Origin of the sequence: Psychrosphaera sp. B3R10 (assembly GCF_018861025.1) — a bacterium.
In the GTDB taxonomy this organism is placed as follows: Bacteria; Pseudomonadota; Gammaproteobacteria; order Enterobacterales; family Alteromonadaceae; genus Psychrosphaera; species Psychrosphaera algicola.
Genome location: NZ_JAHKQH010000030.1, coordinates 57,313 through 78,458 on the forward strand (window position 1 = coordinate 57,313; position 21,146 = coordinate 78,458).

At 40.3% G+C, this 21,146-nt stretch carries 12 protein-coding genes; 3 read left to right on the forward strand and 9 right to left on the reverse strand.

Translation table 11 applies throughout. From position 1 onward, the window contains the following. Window positions 1-7: 7 nt before the first annotated feature. The 9 genes from fbaA to KO525_RS11990 form a co-directional block, all read right to left on the reverse strand. Window positions 8-1,087 carry a class II fructose-bisphosphate aldolase gene (gene fbaA / locus KO525_RS11950; protein ID WP_215964050.1) on the reverse strand — a complete coding sequence of 360 codons (1,080 nt, stop codon included), beginning with the start codon at window positions 1,085-1,087 and terminating at the stop codon, window positions 8-10. Window positions 1,088-1,102: 15 nt separating this feature from the next. Further along, complete coding sequence (eda, locus tag KO525_RS11955; RefSeq protein WP_215964051.1) at window positions 1,103-1,720, reverse strand: bifunctional 4-hydroxy-2-oxoglutarate aldolase/2-dehydro-3-deoxy-phosphogluconate aldolase; 618 nt, start codon at window positions 1,718-1,720, stop codon at window positions 1,103-1,105. Window positions 1,721-1,856: 136 nt separating this feature from the next. Next, a complete protein-coding gene (locus KO525_RS11960; protein ID WP_215964052.1) occupies window positions 1,857-2,777 on the reverse strand; it encodes a sugar kinase in 921 nt (306 codons plus the stop codon). 87 nt (window positions 2,778-2,864) lie between these two features. Then, window positions 2,865-4,187 (reverse strand): MFS transporter, encoded by a 1,323-nt coding sequence (locus KO525_RS11965; protein ID WP_215964053.1) that lies wholly within the window; start codon window positions 4,185-4,187, stop codon window positions 2,865-2,867. Window position 4,188: 1 nt separating this feature from the next. Beyond that, a complete protein-coding gene (locus tag KO525_RS11970) occupies window positions 4,189-4,533 on the reverse strand; it encodes a cupin domain-containing protein (RefSeq protein ID WP_215964054.1) in 345 nt (114 codons plus the stop codon). An 11-nt stretch (window positions 4,534-4,544) separates the two neighbouring features. After that, window positions 4,545-6,710 (reverse strand): heparinase II/III family protein, encoded by a 2,166-nt coding sequence (locus KO525_RS11975; protein WP_371744407.1) that lies wholly within the window; start codon window positions 6,708-6,710, stop codon window positions 4,545-4,547. Window positions 6,711-6,776: 66 nt separating this feature from the next. Further along, window positions 6,777-9,029: a chondroitinase-B domain-containing protein gene (locus KO525_RS11980; RefSeq protein WP_215964056.1), complete on the reverse strand. Its 2,253-nt coding sequence runs from the start codon at window positions 9,027-9,029 to the stop codon at window positions 6,777-6,779. Between the two features lie 213 nt (window positions 9,030-9,242). Then, the gene (locus tag KO525_RS11985; protein WP_215964057.1) at window positions 9,243-10,121 is read right to left on the reverse strand and encodes an NAD(P)-dependent oxidoreductase; all 879 of its coding nucleotides are present in this window, start codon (window positions 10,119-10,121) and stop codon (window positions 9,243-9,245) included. Window positions 10,122-10,423: 302 nt separating this feature from the next. After that, window positions 10,424-13,513, reverse strand: a complete 3,090-nt coding sequence (locus tag KO525_RS11990; RefSeq protein ID WP_215964058.1) for a TonB-dependent receptor — start codon at window positions 13,511-13,513, stop codon at window positions 10,424-10,426. Window positions 13,514-14,362: 849 nt separating this feature from the next. On the opposite strand from KO525_RS11990, the gene KO525_RS11995 reads away from it, so the two are divergent. From KO525_RS11995 to KO525_RS12005, 3 genes are all read left to right on the forward strand, one after another. Then, a complete protein-coding gene (locus tag KO525_RS11995; protein ID WP_215964059.1) occupies window positions 14,363-16,363 on the forward strand; it encodes a VCBS domain-containing protein in 2,001 nt (666 codons plus the stop codon). A gap of 317 nt (window positions 16,364-16,680) precedes the next feature. Then, the gene (locus tag KO525_RS12000; protein ID WP_215964060.1) at window positions 16,681-20,202 is read left to right on the forward strand and encodes a chondroitinase-B domain-containing protein; all 3,522 of its coding nucleotides are present in this window, start codon (window positions 16,681-16,683) and stop codon (window positions 20,200-20,202) included. A gap of 110 nt (window positions 20,203-20,312) precedes the next feature. Then, window positions 20,313-20,879 (forward strand): hypothetical protein, encoded by a 567-nt coding sequence (locus KO525_RS12005; protein ID WP_215964061.1) that lies wholly within the window; start codon window positions 20,313-20,315, stop codon window positions 20,877-20,879. The last annotated feature ends 267 nt before the right edge of the window (window positions 20,880-21,146 follow it).

Here is a 21,146-nt window from a genome sequence, read left to right on the forward strand (position 1 = left end):
CTTAAAGCTACACGTATCGGTTTAAACAGTTCAACTCAGCAAAACATTGCTCAAGTCGTGTGACCATAGAGTCTTCAGCTTTACGCAACCACACACGTGGATCATAGTATTTTTTGTTTGGTTTATCGTCGCCGTCAGGATTGCCAATTTGGCCCTGTAAGTAATCTTGTTTATTTTCGTAATAACCCAAAATACCGTGCCAACTGGCCCACTGCGTATCGGTATCAATATTCATTTTCACCACACCGTAGGTCAATGATTCTGCAATTTTTTGAGGTTCTGAACCAGAACCACCATGGAATACAAAATTTAGGCTATTGTGTGGCAAATTAAACTTCTCTGAAACATGTGCTTGCGAGTTTTTCAAAATTTCTGGGGTAAGTACAACATTGCCAGGTTTATATACACCATGTACGTTGCCGAATGACGCAGCAATAATAAATTTGTCTGATATTTTAGACAGCTGTTCATAGGCATAGGCAACATCTTCTGGCTGCGTATATAGTGCAGAGGCGTCCATATGACTATTATCAACACCGTCTTCTTCGCCACCGGTACAACCAAGTTCAATTTCCAAGGTCATGCCCATTTTGCTCATGCGCGCTAAATACTCACCACATGTCGCGATATTTTCTTCCAAAGATTCTTCGGAAAGATCGATCATATGAGAACTAAACAACGGTTTACCCGTTTCCTTAAAGTGAACTTCGCCAGCATCGAGCAAGCCGTCAATCCAAGGTAAGAGTTTTTTCGCCGCGTGGTCAGTATGTAACATAACCGGTACGCCATACGACTCAGCAACAATATGAACATACTTCGCCGCGGCAACAGCACCTTTAACTGACGCCTCATGCCCTTCTAGTTTTGAGCCTTTCCCCAAGAAAAAGGCCGCGCCACCATTAGACAACTGGATAATAACCGGCGAGTTTACTTTTGCCGCCGCTTCTAAAGTGGCATTAATAGAATTTGTCCCTACTGTGTTAACAGCAGGAAACGCATATTGATTTAATCTAGCGTGGTTGTATAAGGTTTGAACATCATCTCCTAATACAACACCGGGTACCAAAGCTTCAGTTAGTTTAGTCATTTTTATATAACCTAATTATTGAATAGCATTTTTACAAGCATCTGTGATTGCTTGCCAGTTTTCTTCCGCCACCCACTCTTTGCGGCAAACCCAAGTTCCACCAACAGCGATGACGTTATTTAAGGCCAAGTACTCGCCTTTATTTTGTGGTGTTACCCCACCCGTTGGGCAGAATGTAATATCTTGAAATACCGAACCAACCGCTGCTAAAAACGGCGCACCGCCAGATAGAGACGCCGGGAAAAGTTTGAGTTCTGTGTAACCAAATTCTCGCGCCATCAAAATATCACCCGTATTTGAAACACCTGGTAATACTGGAACACCGCAAGTGACTAAGTGTTCTAATAGTTTAGCAGACACAGCCGGTGTTACGATAAAATCGGCACCTGCATCGATTGCTTCTTTTAAAATAGTTTCGTTGGTAATCGTTCCTGCACCAACAATAAGTTCAGGTACTTGTTCTTTAATTGCAGTTAAAGCCGCTAATGACTGCTCAGTTCGCAATACAACTTCAACCAGTTTCAGACCGGCACTTGCCATTGCTTTAGCAATGTTAACACCTTGTGTTGGGCTGTCAGCTTGAATGATTGGTAAAAGCGTTTGTTCGCCCATTAAAGTAGAAAAAGAAGTCATTACTATGCCTTTAATATTACAATTTTGATTAAGTCGATTTTGCGAGAAAGAATAACAAGCTATACTTTCTCGCTTATTTACAGTTTGTGACAATCCCCGAATAAAGGGATTAGTTTACAAATTTACGGATATTTTTTTACGATTTTACTGCATCAAAGGCCGCAACTGGGCAAATCGCCCCAGGGTGTTGGATCACAATCCCTGCTGCTTTTGCTGCTAGTTGAACGGATTCACTTACCGCTTGTCCTGTAAGACGAGCACCTAAATAAACACCATTAAACGCGTCGCCGGCTGATGTCGTATCTACCACATTAGTTACTGGTGTAATTTTGTGAGTAAGTAAGGTTTCAGATTCAAATGTAACCACTGAACCTGGGCCATTTTTAATAACCAATTCTTGCAATCCAAACGGACGACAAAAATCAATAACACCTTGAGCCGAGTCTACACCATACAATTCGGTTAGATCTTCAACACCTGGTAATGCGATATCAGAAACATTAAGTGCGCGTTCAAACTGTTCTTTGGCCTGTTCTTCACTGCGCCATAAACGAGCACGGTAGTTAGGATCAAACACCAATTTTATGCCTGCATTTTTAAGCAGTTCCAGTTTTTCCCAAAATAATGAGCGGGCATCTTCCTCTATTACCGCTAGCGAAATACCAGAGAAAAAGAACATATCGCCTGTAGCAAGTTCTGCGAGAACGTCACTATTTAGGAAATCGACAACTTTTCTCGCTGCTGCGTCACTGCGCCAGTAAGTGAAACTTCGTTCACCGGTTTCATCTGTTTCTACAAGATATAAACCTGCAACCTTGCTTTCATGTCTGAATACATATTTAGTATCGATATATTCTTGCTCAAACGTCGCGACCATTTTGTCGCTTAAGTTGTCCTGTCCTACCGCCGTAACGATGGACGTAGCCACTTCAGGAAACACACGCTTTAAATACACAGCGGAATTGTATACATCACCAGCAAATGACTGATGCATAGTTGATGCGTCACCTGCCCGCAACTCAACCATACATTCGCCTAAAAAATGTATCTTTTTCATAGAGTAAATTTATCCACTTTAATTAATTTTGAAAATACCCAATGCCTGCAAATGTTGTTTTGAGGCATTGAGTATTGAACTGTCAATTTACTGAGGTTTATTTGAGTCGTTAGTTAACGCTTTTAGTGGCTCAACTTTAGGAATAAGTAACCAAACGGCTGCCATGGCAATAATTGCCAATGATGCACCGATAATAAACGCTGGGTAGTAGTTACCATCAGCCGTTAACCAAGGTACTAGCGTTGTTAGACCTACCGCACCCAATTTGGCCGCCATGCCAGCAAAACCAGATAAAGTCGCGACTGATTTTTTACCCAATAAGTCACTTGGTAACGTTTGTACATTTCCGATAGCCGTTTGAAATCCGAATAAAATAACAGCCATGATTAACACAGCATTTACCGGAGCGCCTGGGTTAGCCATCGCTAACAACGAAGGCAACATAATCAAACAACCTAATGAGATAACAAATTTACGTGTTTTATTCGTATCCCAACCGGCTTTAATTCTGTTTTGAGCTAATAGCCCGCCAAACCATGCTCCAAACATTGCACCTACATATGGAACCCAACCGTAGATACCGATGCCTTTAACGTCCATACCATAAACTTCATTTAGATAAATTGGGATCCAAAATACAAACAACCACCAAATTGGATCAATCGCTGCAGAGGCGATAATTACCCCCCAACTTTGCTTACGAGACAATAACTCTTTAGTTGATGGGTTGTACTCTTCTTCTTCAATTGAAGGGTCGTCGGCGTTTAAATTCTTTTGACCTGTAAGGATATAGGCACGCTCTTCCTCAGTGATCCATGGGTGAGAACCAGGGGGCGATTTTACAAGCACAATCCAAGGTATTAGCCACAATAAACCGACTAAACCAATAATGACAAATACCATTTGCCAGCTAAAGTACACTGTAAGGTATGCAACTAACGGTATCGCAATAATCCCACCAATTGCAGCGCCTGAGTTAAATATCCCCTGAGCTAATGCACGCTCTTTAGTTGGGAACCATTCAGCATTACCTTTGGCAGCACCGGGCCAGTTACCTGCTTCGGCAACACCCAAAATGGCACGGAAGATACTAAAACTTAAAATTCCCTGAGCGAACGCATGAGCAGCAGTTGCTACAGACCAAACACCGATGGAAATAACAAAACCTACTCGTGTACCAATCCAGTCAAAAATCTTACCAAATATGGCTTGACCAAACGCATATGCAAATACAAATACAACCGAAATTGTCGCGTAAATTTGCTTACGTTCGAATTCTGATTCATTTGGCCAAAGTTCGACTTTAATGGCAGGCCACAATACGCTTAACGCAGAGCGGTCAATATAGTTGATAATTGTAGCTAGCGCGATTAACGACACTACCCACCAACGTAATCCTTGAATTTTCATATTATTCCCCTAGGAAGTCTTCGCGAGGTGGACTGAACGTATCAATCAAAATACCACCGGTTGGGCACGTTGCACCGTGATCAGCATGTGGAGGCATATAACAGCTGTCACCAGCTCGCAATATTTTAGTTACGCCGTCAATGTTAAAGTGAAACTCACCTTCTACGACATAAGTAACTTGAGAGTGACGATGCGCATGATTGTAACCAATCGCACCTTTCTCAAACCAAATTTTTACCGCCATTAGCTCGTCGTTATAACCTAACATTTGACGTTTTAAGCCACCGCCAATATCTTCGATTTCAGTTTCGTTACCAAATGAAAAATGTGCACTTTCTTTTTGCATCTTATGAACTCCTAAGGATTTGTCAGCACATAAACGGCCAATCTACCGTTCAGTGAAAATGTTTTATTTTGATATGTAAATTTACGCTGTAGCTCACTTTCTAACTTGTTCTTCTTGTTAGCTACTTTGTTAATTGCGACTAAGTAAGTATTTCCTGCAATAGAAATTTTAACCAGCGCTAAATCGCCGTTATTGGTCAACTCAAGACCGGTAACTCTGCTTGTGGCTTCTAGTGTGTACTCCTTACTTGGATTGTACTCACCGTGAGGTTCTAACACTGACACAAATTGATGTTGCTTAGTACCTTGAACTCGGCGAACAAAGCCGTTTTCATTACGTAAATTAAAGTTAGGGTCATTTGCACCAATTTGCGTGAACATAAATGATTCATCACCATTTACTAAACTGGTCTGTGTATAAAAGCGACCGTTTTCGTTTAACCAGGATACTTTAGCTAACCCTTTTTCCGGTGTCGCTTGACCTTTCAACCACAAATGTTGGTAACCGTTTTTCTTGCCTAATGCCATTAGGTGCGATGCATTTGCTTTAAGCTCAAAGTTCGTGTCGATTAACTGACCTTGATAATGCAGCGGTAAATCTAGTTGGTGTTTATCTGTTGCAACCACATCAAACAAATCAAGTGCGAGTGTGCTATCGAGTTCAGGCAAGTTAATAAGTGCCATGGTGCGTTCTAATCTAACATCGTCATATGCAGTGCTTATTTCGCCACTTGAAACTGAACCAAACTTGTTTGTTTCGAAGAAGTTTAACGTTGGGGCATTATTATTACCCTTTTCAACGTTGCCATCAAAATGCGTAGTTTCATCTACTACTACGGTATTATGTGCAATGGTATGTTTTGCATAGGTATTGTTTTCAGGTAAATAACGGCCGCCATATTTAGCTTCTACGTTAAGGAAGCGTGCTGCGCCATAATCTGAAACAATTTCATTACCGTGGTCGTAAAACTGCCACGTAAGTTTATCAAAGTGACCATGACCTAACCCCTGCGCTGCTGGTTTGAATAATAACGCTTGGTCGCCGCCAACTTGCGTACGCATGACAACAAGCGCGCCTTGTTTACCGTCATCACCGTCACCAAATGCGACTGATTTAAATTTATATGGCTTTGCTAAGTTTTTATCTAAAGCCTGGGCAACTTTAAGACCATCACCTGTAAGAATGATTTGATCTTGCTGCTGGGCAATATCTAAAAAGCCAGGATCGTTTGTTAATCCATAAGCAACCGTGACACCGTGCACCAATTCTATCGTGTCTATGCCTTTGCTTTTGATTGCATCATTGATTGGGAAAAACAGACCGTTGTAGCTAAGTTGAATCGTCGTATCGATTGCTTTTAACAAAACCCCATTGCGGTGTTGGTAAATTTTACGTTTAGGGTCGTTGCTTTCAATTGCTTTTGCAAAAGTAACAAACGGCATTAAAGCGTATCGCTGATAATAAGGGCCTTCATTGTAATACCCTTGTGGTGAGAATAATTGATCAAGTTGCTTTAAGAAGCCGCCTTTACCAGACTTATCTAAGTCATATAGTGCTTTTTCGACCCATTCTGGTTCGTTCATTACGTAACCGGCCATGCCTACGCCAGCCGTAGCCCAAGTGCCGTGATTATGAACTTTATTAAATGTTGAAGGCTGCCCTTCTGATAAAAACAAGGCAACCGGTTTTAATAGGTTTTGCTCAATGTTCTTAATTTCAGCAGCGTCTAAAGAATCATGTATTAGGTCATAGGCTTGAATGGTGTAAACCAACCAAACGGCTTCGTTTAGGCTTTGCCAAAAAAACTTACCTGGATTCTGAGATTTCATTTTACGTTTTGGATGTACATCTAGCGTTGGGTATAATTCAGCATACTCAAACAACATGTCACGCACGTAATCTGCGTACTTTTCGTCTTGAGTTAATTGATAAATCATGCCCGCGTTGTACATCAATTGATAGTTCTTTTTATGACGCTCGTGGGTATAACCGCCACCACCATCTTTAGGAACAGGCACCTCAATTGGTTGTGCAATTTGCGCATCAACCTGTTTCTTTTGTGCAATAAATGCTTGTTTGAATCGACCATCTTTGGTTAATTCTTTACGCATCTCAACAACGTCGGCCTTGCTTGTGACTAAGCTCGGATGTACAGCTTCTGCTCGCAGTGACAACATAATTGCCACTGTTGCAGCAAGTACGACAACTGCTTTTAGGCTATTAGAAAATAAATTCATTGTATTTTATTTAACCTTATTATTATTTAGTTTTGCAGTATGAGGACCTTTTACGCGCAACTCTGTCACACTTGGGGCCTTCGTAGCGTCAAACACATTATTGTTTATGACTGTTTTCGGTTCACCAACGGTATGCTCAACGGTTATTGGTGCAGATTTTACAATTGTATTACTGTCGATATCCGTTACTTGAACACCGTGTAAATAAACGCTTGATTTACTTTTATTGCGTTTACCTAAACCAACATTAGTTAACTTGTTGTTAGACATTAAAATGTGCGGACCAAACGTACTTTCATCAGACCCACCGCGATATAATTTAACTAAACCGCCTTCAACATCCGTAAAGCTATTTTCTTTAAGGCTAACGTATTCCGCATTGTAAATACCTAGGTCTTCAATTTCGCTATCGAGACGAATAACGTCGCCAGTAACATTCTTAAAGGTATTGTTCTTTAGAGTAATTTCGTCGGCAAATGCGCCTTTACCCGTTACAAAAAAGTGGAAAGAGTGATTAATATCAAGATCGAGAATTGTCGAATTTAGTAATATAAAGCGGTAGTTTTCGACCATACCCCATTTCTTAGTTCGAACAACGCTGTTACCTGCAGCATCTGGGCTACTTGCACCGGTAATCGTTAAGCCGTCAAGTTTCAAGTTTCCGCCGTCTTGGATTTCAAATAAAGCAGAACGTTCAAATGTTAGGGTAACACTGCCCTTTGCTTTCGCTTTTAACGTTAATGTTTTGTTGATAACAGCAACTTTAGGGACATCGTATTGACCGGCGGCTAATACCAGTATGTCACCTGCAGACGCGTTATTAATTGCTTCTAATAAAGCCTTTGGGTTTGCTTTTACTGAATGCGTTTTACCTGTATCAAACTCTACACTGCCAGGTAATTTAGGATACCAACTAACGCCCGTATCATCTTTTGAAAGCACTTTTAAACCACGTTTAGCGCCAACACTAACAGATGGAGATGCCGGATAAAGTAGTCCATTACTTAATCCAGCAAGGGAGACGTTTTGCTTTTTAACACCATAGATAAGTTCATCAAGAACACGGGTATTGGCGATGTTACCTTCAAATTTAATACCACTGACATCGTCAAAGGCAGTAAATGGTTGTTTGTTGTCTTCATTAATAATGAGGTTATTTTTCATCACACTGTTAATTGGTGCCGCGCTGCGTTCTGCGTCGCTACCAGCAGCAAGTTGAATATGACGAACATTAACAAATGTATTGTTTTCAATTAACGCGTTGTCAACCTGGTGATAACGATTAATTGTAGAATTAGGAACACCATTCATCACGGTAAAACCGCTGCCAAATCGGTAACCAGTTAACCCTTCTAAATAGTTATTGCGAATAACTTGGTGCTTATTGATGACACGGATACCGCCGGTGTGATCTACGCCGCCACCGAAGAAGATATTTTCTTCAACCACATTGCCATTACCATGGCGCATAGTTAGTGTGCCGCGAGCTTCAAAAAACACATTGCCACGAAGTTCATTTTTACCAGACTTAACTGAGATAATTTCGACTTCGCCGTTTGTTCTTTCAAAGTAATTGTTTTCAACCAGCGTAAAAGAATCTGTTAATGAATAATGACTCGTTCCTATACGAAGAGTTTCACCACCGTTTGAACCAAATATTGGACGATAGCCAAAAAAGTTGTGGTCAATTCTATGATGATTTTGTTGGCTTTCGACTGTGTTTAATCTAACCGCTACCGTAACGCCTTTATTGCGTTTACCAACTAAGTTGCTGTGATCGAAGCGATTGTATTGGCCGTAAAGAGCAACCCAATAATCCGATTCAGTTTTGTCTGGATTATTGTAATTATCGATAACGATTTCAGTTACTCTAGAATGAAATGCCAAATCAGTTTTGTTACGACGAAATTCAATAACGGCACTACTTGGCGTGAAACCGTTTTTAAATACTAAACCTGATGCAACTAAGTGCTTACCTGCGAGTCTTAAATTTGATTGGCCCGATAATACAACCTTGCCTTTGGTTTCAGCAGTAAGAGTGATTGGTGCATCTTTTGTACCTTGACCACTTAAGATAATCTCAAAGTCAGTCCAAGTACCATTTTTAAGAACTACTGTGTCACCCGCTTTTAATTTAGGCGCGACATTCTGATACATTTGCTGATTTTCTACGAAGTAATCTTTAGCAACTAGTTCTGTTGCAAAACTGGATACCAGCACTAAAAGAATTTTTAATAAGTGATCATTTAACAAACGCATAGTTAGCTCTTTTAATTTGTGAAAGTTACTGTGGTTAAATCTTTCAAGCCACATCACTTTGTTTACAATACAGCCACGTCTAATATTGGCTATACCTTAGTAATTGATTACGTTGAAATCTTGCTGTTATTAAGGCCCTTAAAGTCCAAATACTAGTCTACTAATTCTGACTTTGCATTTGCCCTTTAAGCGCCCCATAATATTTGCTTTAAATTACTTCTCTAATTTTTTGAAGTAATCAAAGATTTCTGGAACGTTGCCGTTACCCATGCCTGCATCAAATGCGGCTTGTAGGTTAGCAGAAGAACCTTCAGCAATTTTAGATTCTGTACCTAGGTCACTCACCATTTGTAGGAAATAGCCTAAGTCTTTATTTGCATTCGCAATTGAGAACCCTAAGTCACTCACATTATCTACAGCGTAGTTTTTACAGAACTGCATAAACGGCGAGTTAGAAGGACCAGTTGACATGATGTCGAATAGTTGTTGACGGTCAACACCAGCAAGTTCAGCAACAGCAAAGGCTTGTGACATTGCACAAACTGTTGTCATACCCATAAAGTTGTTAATCAATTTAGTTGTATGACCTGCGCCAAGTGCACCTAGGTGGAATACGTTTTCGCCTTGATCTTCTAACACTGATTTAACTTTGTTAAATGTATCGGTATCACCAGAAGCCATGATGTTTAATAAACCATCTTTAGCGTGAGCTGGAGTACGGCCAAGAGGAGCATCAATCATGCCAGCGCCTTTCTTCGCAAGGTCTGCACCGATTTTACGAGTTGAAGCTGGGATAGATGTTCCAAAGTCAACTAAAACCGCACCTTCTTTAATTCCGGCTAAGATACCGTTGTCAGCATATACAAGCTTTTCAACTACTGCAGAAGTCGTAAGACAAAGCATTACGATGTCACTTGATTCTGCTAATTCTTTTGCTGAAGTAACTTCTTTAGCGCCACGAGCAACACATGCTGCGACAGCTTCTTTACTAAGGTCCATTACATTAAGCTCATAGCCTCTTTTCTGTAAATTTTCGACCATATTGCCGCCCATAAGACCAAGGCCGATGAAACCAATAACAGGTTTTGACATGTTAAACTCCTAAATATATTAGCGCATGCTTGTCTGAGCATGAATAATTTATCACCCTTAATTGGATGAATTTGTTAATTGAATTGGTTTAATGAAACCTCGACTTTTTATCGTCACCAGGACTTCATTCTATTTTTTAGTGAGTTTTATAAGCTCACTGGAACTTTAAAGTTGGAAACTTTTTCAAGTGTTTGTTTGAAAAAGTTTCCTTATATTTACTTAATTTGATTCACTACAAATGTTGGTTCAATCGACTTCTAACTCATCTCTAGCTAAACGTCGATTTACCGGTCTACTCAATATTAGAATTTAGCTTTGATACCAAATTCCCACTTAGCACCTGAGCGCGAATAATCCGCAATCGTAGTGTCATTACCGCGAGTATAAACTTGTGGTGTATTGGTTAAGTTAAGACCTTTTAAGAACACACTCACATTTGAGTTGATCTTGTATTTCGCAGACATGTTCAAGTAAGTTGCATCTTGGACATATCTATGTGAACGGTCAGGGAACGGTAAGCTGTTTGGCTGTAGGTATTTAGAGCGGTATTTCCACATCAAACGTACAGTTGTTTGGTCGCCTTCCCAATAAACAGAAGCAGATGCTACGTTTTTAGAGAAACCGAATAAATTGGCATCTGGAACAACACCTGGGCTACCAGGCTCAGCTGTTACAAAATCAGAATCAGCATAGTTCCAAGCGAATTTAGTACCTAAACCATCAAATGGTTCTGGTAATTCAACAAAGTGTTTTTGACCTGTAAATTCAACACCACGAATCGTTGATTCGTCATCAGACGTTTGTTTAACCAGATGTGACACATTTGGGTAAACTGTATCAACACCATCTAAACTAACAATGATGTCACGAGATTCTGTTGTTACATCATAGCCACCGGTGAACGTCTTGCTATAGAAGGCAGCTGTTAATGCCGCGTCTTCTGATGGATAATATTCTAGTGATAAGTCGTAGTTAATCGCTGTATATGGCGACAAATGGTTACCATTTGCATCACCACTTCTGATCACAGCGGTATAGTCAGTATTTGTATCTGGGTCACAAATAGTGTCATCTTCATTTTCACACGTTTCATAACTTACCCCAGCTGACATCGCATTCATTTGGAAACGCGACATAGAACGATATACCGCGGCACGAACATAAAACTCATCAGTAACCATAAAGGTTAAGTTAGCGCTTGGTAATACTTCTGTGTACTCAGAGTCCAAAGTAATGGCTTCAAGATCACCTGTTGGGTTAATGACCGCATCAAATGTACCAAACTCTTCGTTAGACGTGATGTGAACTTTGTCACCCCAACCGTCAGAATGTGTTGCAGTTTTAACAACTCGGACACCGACATTACCAAATACTGGTGTACTGCCGATTTCAGTATCAATGTTCGCCATAACATAACCAGCAGTTATGGTTTCAGTTACGTCACGGTCAGCACCGTCACGGCCGTCTTCACGTTCGCCGATATCATAGAAATCAGTGCCAGATGCGCCCGGTATTTGGCCTAAAATTTGACCGATAAAACAATGATGGTCATACGTTGCAAAATTGGCTGCATCGCCGCCAGCACCAAGCTCTTCTTGGAACAAGTTGTTGTTAACGTGATCATTTGAACAGTTATCCATAATGCCATTAATTAGCGCTAAATTGGCTTCTGGATTAGAACCATCCCAGTTATTATCTTCATTGTCACTTGCACCATTAACTTGTGCGCCATCAGTGATAGACAATGAAACGTCATTTGTTACTAAGTCAATTAAGTGTTCTTCAGAAAAACGGAAACCCGCTTTAACACTTGATATATATTTGTTGTCTAATTGGTATTCAACATCGAAGTTCAACGCCAAGATGTCATCTTTACGTTCTTCATGAGTACGACGGTATTCAACATAAGCATGGTCATTATTAACGAAGTTACTCATGTATGACGCGTCAAATACATCTGAAGCCACATAACCTGGGTCATTTGGCCCTAAGCGATTGTCGTCTAACCATGTAAGTTCTGGAACATTACGCTCACGGAAATCAAGTGCGTAGTTGTAACGTTCGGTTGAACGGAATTTAGTGCGGTCACGTTGACGATAACGATAAGACTCAGAATAAGATAAATCTAAGCCAATAGTTAAATCGTCAGTTGGTGAATATTCGATGTCTATGCCACCACCACGATATTCATCAAGTTGGTTTCGCACTTCACCTTGCAATGTTGGACGTGCTTCACCAGTTGCATAAAGCAACGTACGGTCGGCAGCTACGATGTGGTCTTGCAGATCATCAAGACGTGAATCTAAAGCAAATTCCATACGATTTTCAGTGTATTCAAGATCTGAGTATTCGTAGTCAAAGTTGATGTTTAGATCATCGTTTGGCTTCCACTGGAACGTAAATACAGCACCCGTTCGAGTATCTTCGTCTTCACCGGTACGCCAATAAGCATCATTTGGTACATAGAACAGAGAACTTTCGTCGAAATCAGCGATATCAGAATCAATACCAAGTTCTGGTGAACGACCTACACGGCCAGCACTCACACCTTGTTGACCAGTAGCACAGTTGCTACCGCCTACTAAATTGTGACCTTCATCATCGCGTAATGCACAAACACCCATTTGTGAATTACCACCATAATTTTCTTCAGGGTTAGCAGAACTTGTATGGTTAACACCAATAGTAAAGCCCATTTCACCAAGTGAATCTGTTTCCCATTGTTGCACTGTTGAGGCAACTATTTTTGCGCCAAATGGCGATACGTCACCTTCTACGTCACTGTAATAAGAATTGTAAATACCAGTGGCTTGAATTGTTGTTTGTGACTTACCGTAGTCAACTGCTCGTAGTGAGTTAACATCAATAGTACCTGATGTACCACCTTCCACTAAGTCTGCTTGTTGGCTCTTGTATATAGTGACACCTTCAACTAATTCAGAAGGGAATTTTTTAAAGTTAACTGCTCGACCCGGTCCTGCATTCGTAATTGTGCGGTTATTAAACGTTGAGTAACCCCAATAAGAACCAAGACCACGGATTGAAATTTCGTTCTGACTACCCTTTAATCTATGGCCAGACGCACCTGAAATATTTTCAATAACATCAGAAAGGGACAACCCAGGTAACTCACCAAAATCGGCCGCGACAACCGCATCTACAATCGCAACACTGTTCTTTTTACGGTTAAGTGATTTCGTCATTGTTTGACGTAAACCCTGCACCTCAATGACCTCTATTTCTTCAGCTGACTCTATTTTGTCTTCATCAGCAGCAAATGCTGGTAACGATAATAATGAAAGAAGTGTAGATGTTAATACTAAGTTGTTTCGATAGCCTTTGTGTTGGCGCAACACTTGGCTGATTTTGTTTAACCTGTTGACTGTTGCCATTTGTAAGTTCTCGCATAGTTATTTTTATAATATTGACAACGGTATTCAAACAACATAACCAACTATTGTCAACCATTTTGGTTAACCATTTGTCATTTTATTGTTATTACCAAAAGCCAATACTGTAAATTACCAATTAACCATATAGACAACAAACCCTATAACACCTTGTATTTAAACAATATAAAAACATAAAAGGCACATTAACCACGAATAAAACAGGTGATTTAGACTTGTAAAAAGTTATATAACTCACTAAATAATCATTATCAAAACAACAAATCAATCTATTAAAAAGACGGAATCGCAGCGTTAATAACTGACCATTTAATATACTAATTTACCAAATTGACAGACCTAAACTCACCGAAATAAAGCAATACTTATTACAAGGTGATTTTAATTGCAGCTGTTATTAATAAAATAAAAAAACCACCCATTAAAAACATATAATTAACAAATACAACAACTTAAAATACCAAAATAGAAATTTACATTTCTATTTTTAGATTGGTGAACCTTTGTTTTTACGTTCGACATATTTTTTAGCAGTTACCACCAAATTACTATTTTTATAAAAAAGCAAAGACCAAAATCAAAATGGTTAACCATTAACCGTAAAGAGCGATAATAAAATTTAACAAATAAAATCAACAGACTACAAAAGCAAGGTTAGTAATAGGTTTACAAACTGCACTGCCAAATAGTTATTGATTGACAAAATGATCATATATTTTGGTTGACAATCTGGTTTTCCAATTTAATACTGGAAACACATTGGTTAGAAATTTGGCAATTACCAATTTCTAAGTATTGACATAAAAATATAAAATCAACAGGAAGACTATAATGAAAAAGTTATTTGCAATGTCTGTAATTGCATTAGCAGTTGCGGGCTGTTCTGACGACACAACATCTGAAAAAGTAGGCAATTCATTTGGCCAAGTGACATTATCAGGTACTGCTTTAGTAGGTGAAACATTAACTGCAGCCGTTAGTGATGTTAATGGCGTTGACGCTGCAAACATTACCTACACTTGGATGGCAGGCGACGTAGTTATTTCTGGTGCAACATCTGAAACATTGGTTCTTACTGAAGACCTAGCGACCGCTGAAATTACAGTTACCGTTTCTTACACAGATAATGACAACTTTTCTGAAGTCATTAAATCAAATGAAACTGATCCCGTCATCGGCCTAACAACGCCAGCTTCATTTAGTGGTGACCGCTCAGCTGTTGTTAAAAACAACATTACCGATGTTGTTATGGGAACGGTAGTGGTAACGGATAACGATGAAGGCGAAGCGGTACTTGAAGCGCAAACTGACGTTGTCGCTATGTACGGTACGTTTTCTATCGCTACAACTGGTGAGTGGACATATGCTTTAGATACTTCAAATAGCACAATCTCTTCTTTAGATGGCGAAAGTGATACCGTAACCGATACGCTTACGATTACATCAGCGGACGGTACAACGTCTAGTGTAATGGTAACCATTACCGGTGTATCTAATGTTGCAGTTACAACTAAGGTCGCGAAAATCACAGATAGCATGACTGACGATGCTGGTGAACTAAGATACAAGCTTAGTGATGCTATCTCAGAAGGCAAATTAACGGTTTCATTCTTTAAAGACGATAAAGCAGAAACATCAGACGGTACTGCAAAAGATGCATACATCGGACTATATGGTGAATCAACAAGCACGAGTAATGCAATAATCGATTTGCGTATTCAATCTGACAAATTCGTAATTCGAGATCAAGACGATATCGACGTTTCGATTCCGTTTACTCCTGGTGTTTGGACAGATGTTGAAATGACATGGGATGCCTCTTCTGCATCAGATACTGTTACACCAATGCTGACTGTTACGATTAATGGTACAAGTGTGACAACTGACGCATTTTCTTCAGCGTCTTCATCACCTAGTGACGTATTAGGCGGAGTTCGTTACGCAATCTTTAAATTAGGCGACAATGGTTCAACCATCCCTAGCGCTGCGTATTACATTGACGACATTAAAATCTATTCTGATATTGCTGGCACAACTGTCGCGTTTGAAGACGACTTTGAAAGTTACAACGTTGGTGATTCACTAGATGACGATAATACTGCGTCTCCATACAACTCAAACACGGCAGAAGCCGTAGTTGCAGAAGTCACTAAAGGTGGTGACTCGGTAGACCCTGTCGACCCAGTTGATAATCAAATGGCAAAAATCACCGACTCAATGACAGATGATGCTGGTGAATTACGTTACAAACTTAGTGATGCAATTTCTGAAGGTAAACTAACTGTATCATTCTGGAAAGATGACATGGCTGAAACCTCAGAGGGCGTAGCAAAAGATGCATACATTGGTCTTTATGGTGAATCAACTAGCACAAGTAATGCGATTGTCGATTTACGTATCCAAGCCGACAAATTTGTTATCCGCGACCAAGATGACATCGATGTAACAGTGCCATTTGTTCCTGGTCAATGGAACCAAGTTGAAATGACATGGGATGCATCTGATGCAACTGATGCGGTTACCCCGCTTGTGACTATTACGATTAATGGCACTAGCGTAACAACTGACGCTTTCTCATCTGCATCTAGCTCACCTAGTGATGTTATGACCGGTGTTCGATATGCGATATTTAAATTGGGCGACAATGGTTCAACTTTGCCAACTGCTGCATATTACATTGATAACATCAAAATCTACTCTGACTTAGCAGGTACAACTGTAGCGTTCGAAGATGACTTTGAAGGTTATGCTGAAGGCGTATCGCTTGACACTGATAACACCGACTCTCCTTATAACTCTAACTCAGCTGAAGTTGTTGTAGTTAAAGAGTAATAGAGTACGGATATTTATCGATAAGCAAAATATTAAAATAGCGCTGCATTTATTCAGCGCTATTTTTTTATCTCCTGATCGTCCAATACATCGCACTATTGAATCGTCAGAGAATTAAAAATAATAAAAACTAAATGCCCTTTTGAATAGACCATTATCCGTTGAGCATTTTGATAAATAGAGGTTAATCAAAATGATATTAGCTTTTAGTAAAACTCACTCTATGATTTTGCAAAAAGATAATTTTACCCAGCGATAACAGGCTCGCGATTCACAAAAGGTCATGATTACAATCACATTAAGGTAGGGAACAAATAATGGATAAAAAACTACTCTCAACTCTGGTATTGCTTGCGCTTGGAGGCTGTAGCACAAGTGATGATGCTGAAAATACACCGGCGACATTTTCGGGTGTTTCTTCTGCGGTAATTGATATCAATGTACCTAATTCAAACAACGCTTTGACGGTTATTGATGAAGATGAAGGCGAGGCAAATATTGTTAGCCAAACCAACACTAAAACAACCTATGGCACCTTTTCAATTACCGAGTCGGGCGCATGGACTTATGAATTAGATGTCACAAATAGCGACGTTACTTCATTAACCTCAGATGCAACCTTAACCGATTTTATTACGATTACCTCCAAAGACGGTACTACTAGCGTTATTGAAGTGACCATTAACGGTATTGCTGCTGTTAACACCGCCGCTTCTATCGGTGGTGATATGACCGCGTCAATCAATAGTGATAATGTAGATGACGTTACTGGCTCATTAACCATTACCGACCCTGATACCGATGAAGCTCAAGTTGAAGCGCAAACGGATATGGAAACAACTTACGGCACATTTTCAATTACAACAACTGGTGCCTGGACTTATAAGTTGAACGTGACAAACGCTGCTGTTGTTTCACTCGCTGCGACAGCCACCTTAACTGACTCTATTACTATCACTACAGCAGATGGCACAACAGGTACAATCGCGGTCACTATCTCAGGTGTTGTAGCTCAAAACTCAGCAGCGACTTTTAGTGGTGATCTCACCGCTAGTGTTACAAATGATACGACAGACGATATTACGGGAACAATCACCATTAGTGATGCTGACGACGGAGAAAGTGCAGCTCAAATTCAAACTGATGTCGTAACCACTTACGGCATATTTTCAATAAATGCCAATGGCGAATGGACATATTCAGTTGATGAAACAAATTCATCGGTAGCAGCTCTATTAGGTGAAAACGATACGCTTACCGATACAATAACCGTAACTTCGACAGATAATACAACAACCAATTTGGTTATTACGATAAAAGGCGCAGCCGTTGTAAGCACTTCAAATGGCTTTAGTGCCGCAGAAGGCGGCAACCATATCGACGGATATACCGATGCAGTGCCCGTTGTAAATTGTACGCAAACAGTAAGTTCTGTTTCGGCTTTAGAAGATGCAGCAGAAGATTTAGTTGCTGGAGATACCTTATGTCTTGCCGATGGTACTTACTCTGGAGACCTAGAGTTACGAGTTGAAGGCATGGGAACCGCCGATAAACCAATTACAGTCGCCGCTGAGCATCCTGGGAAAGCGATTATTAATAATGGTGAAATTTCTGTGCGCATTGGGGGCGAACACGTTGTTATCCAAGGTTTTGTCTTCAGAGACGGCGAAACTGGCAGCTCAATTATCAAGTTTGAAAAAGAGACCTATTGTAATTATTGTCGAGTAACTGAAGTCTCTATTATCGATATGGACGGTGGCGACTTTAGCAGCTCAAAATGGGTCGAATATTATGGTCAATATAACCGTATCGACCACAGTTGGTTCTCTGGAAAAGAGTCACGAGGCGCTCTATTAGTTCTTCCTCGTTGGATTGATGAGGATACATTTGCAACAAGTGGCTTCCCTGAAGATCGTGCCCAAATAGACTACAACTACTTTGGCGACCGTCCACCGGCATTTGGTCGTGGTTATGCTGGCAGTAGTGACAATGAATACGAAGGTGTGCGATTAGGATTGAGTACGACTCACTCCGCTCCATCCTTTTCCACGCTTGAAAATAATTACTTTGAACGTATTCAAGGTGAAGCTGAGGTTATTTCAAACAAATCGGCAGACAATACCATTCGCAACAATACCATTCGAGACAGTAATGGTTCAATTGTTAACCGTCATGGCGCTAGAGCAACAATTAGCAATAACTTCGTATTTGGTGATGACAACCCATTCTCAGGTGGTATTCGTTTAGTTGATGATGGTCATACGGTTGTTAACAACTACGTTCAGGGGGCAAGATACCTAAGCTCTAACTGGAACGGTGGGATCGTTTTAACCGCTGGTGATGGCGCAGAAGACACTGAAAACGGGTATCAAAACGTCGAAAACGTATTAGTTGCCCACAATACAATTGTGGATAGCGTAAACAGCCTGAATGTCTACGGTGGCAAAAACGACGAAGCACCTGAAGGCGTATATTTTGTCAATAACATTATCGCAGATGCAATCGGGCCTGTAATCCGTACTAATGGCGAAGACATGCCGAGTAGTTCAACTTTTGCTGGTAATTACGTATTTGGTCAAGGTTTTTCTGATAATGATGATGTGACAGAAGCGAATACATCAGGGTTTAATTATGTAGACGTCATGTTTGAACGAGGCGCAGATACTATTTATCGAAGCAGTTCAAATACGCCTGACATTTTTGCTGATTTAAATGTTGATACCGGAGATTTCTCATTGCCTACCACCGATATTGATGGTCAACCGCGCTCAGGTTCGACACCATCAGGTGCTAACGAAGATATTGCCGATACAGCGTCATTGACGCCACTTTCCTCAGCTGATGTAGGTCCAAAAGGCTATCGCCCTACGCCAGGAAAAGTCTATGTACAAAGTGTTAATATCGCGAATCATGACTTTGACAGCGGTGATTTGACCGGTTGGACTGACACTGGTGGCACTGGCGCAGCAATTACAACAAACGACGATGTATTCTCTCGTGGAAACAGCTTAGTTTTAGATAGTAATTCGGCAGCAGTGAGTCAAACGGTAACCGTTACGGCAAATACAAACTATACGTTGTCTGCATTTATGAAAGGTTCAGCGAAACTCGCTGTTACCGTTGATGGTCAAACCTATGCTGCTGAACGAACGTCGAGTAGTTATGGGTTTAGCTCTGTTAGCTTTAATTCTGGCAATGGTACTTCAGCTGTGATCACAGCATCTGTGGATGATATGGTGACTAATAAAGCGGCTATCCTAAATCCAAACTTTGATGACGATCAGGACGATTGGACAGTAGTTGAAGGTACAGGTATTGGTCAAGTACAAGACTCAAGCAACTCCTCTGGTGGCGCCGATGGGTCAATCAAATTTAAGTATAACTCTGATGACTCAGGTACGCCACATGACCCGTATATTGCCCAAACTGTAACTGTAGAAGCAAATACAAGCTATAACCTATCTATATACAATTTGTACAAAAGTGACAATAATGACTCGTCTATTGTATTTGGCGTATCATCAGCCACTGACATTTCCGATTCATCAAGCTGGGTCGCTCAAAAAGATTCTGTTTATTCAGAGTTAAAGAGCGCTGGTAATGAAAAAGGTGATGATAGTTTTTATAAAGACAGCCTATCTTTTAATAGTGGGCCTAATACTAGCTTAACGGTATTTGCACAGTTTAAAACAACAACTGGCGCAGAGATCCGAGTGGATGAGTTTGAACTAAGTTATCAAGGAATGCCTGCTGAAGGTACAGAAGCATTTTTCGATAGCATACGTTTAGTTTCGCACCCATTGTCCCCAGCTGAATCTCAATCAGCGGAAGACGACTAACACTCAGTTCCTTAACAAATGGAATTGAAACTGGGGTTGTTGAATATATTCAACAACCCTTTTTTTATACATTACAACTCGGCAAACTTGCTGACAAATATGGATGTTTTATGCGTTTATTATCAACAATATTGTTAGGACTTACTGTATTCACAAACCCTGCAACTGCAGAAAACACAAATTCATGGCTGGAGCTTAGTTTCGGTGGCGGTGGAGAAGATTTAATGGGCGTAAAAACAAACATTAAATTCGGTGATCTTAAATCCAATTGGGGAATAGAGTTCAGTAATTATGAAGATTTTCGTATTTTGTCTTATGCCAAAGATCGAGCTAATGACAAAATCTTAAACCCAGAAGTTAAAACGATTGCTATCACCAAAAATTGGACCTCGACTAAACGTTTAGGTTATTTTGAAGCTGGCGTTGGTCTTGGGCTTGCTAAAGGGACCTGGACAAGTAATTGTTTTACAGAAAAGAGTCCCTCTGGTGGATGGGGAAGTTCGACCTATGACCTTTGTGATAGTGTCGAAGGCTATAGAGTGGGCCTGCCCCTCCATCTAAGTGCAGTATTTGGTAAATACGTTGGGATTGGATTAACTCTCAACGCGTTCATTACCAGTGAAAATTCTCACCTCGGTGTCATGCTTACAATTCCACTTGGAGATTTCACCCATTAACTAGGTTTATGTGACTTAGTACTACAACAGGCCGTTGTCTATATAGCACGGCCTTTTTTGTAGCCACCGCATTATAAAGAATGTTGCTATCTTCTAACTACGTCGTAAAGCGTTAATTTTGCTTGAAACGGCTTATAAGTCCAGAACAAAAACCGTCATTGTTAACTACAAGTCAGCAGAAAAACGTCATCCCAAAAGAGCCAAAGCGATATTAGGGATCTCCAACCAAGTGCAGAGGAATTTATGGAATCAGCGACTCTGAAAATC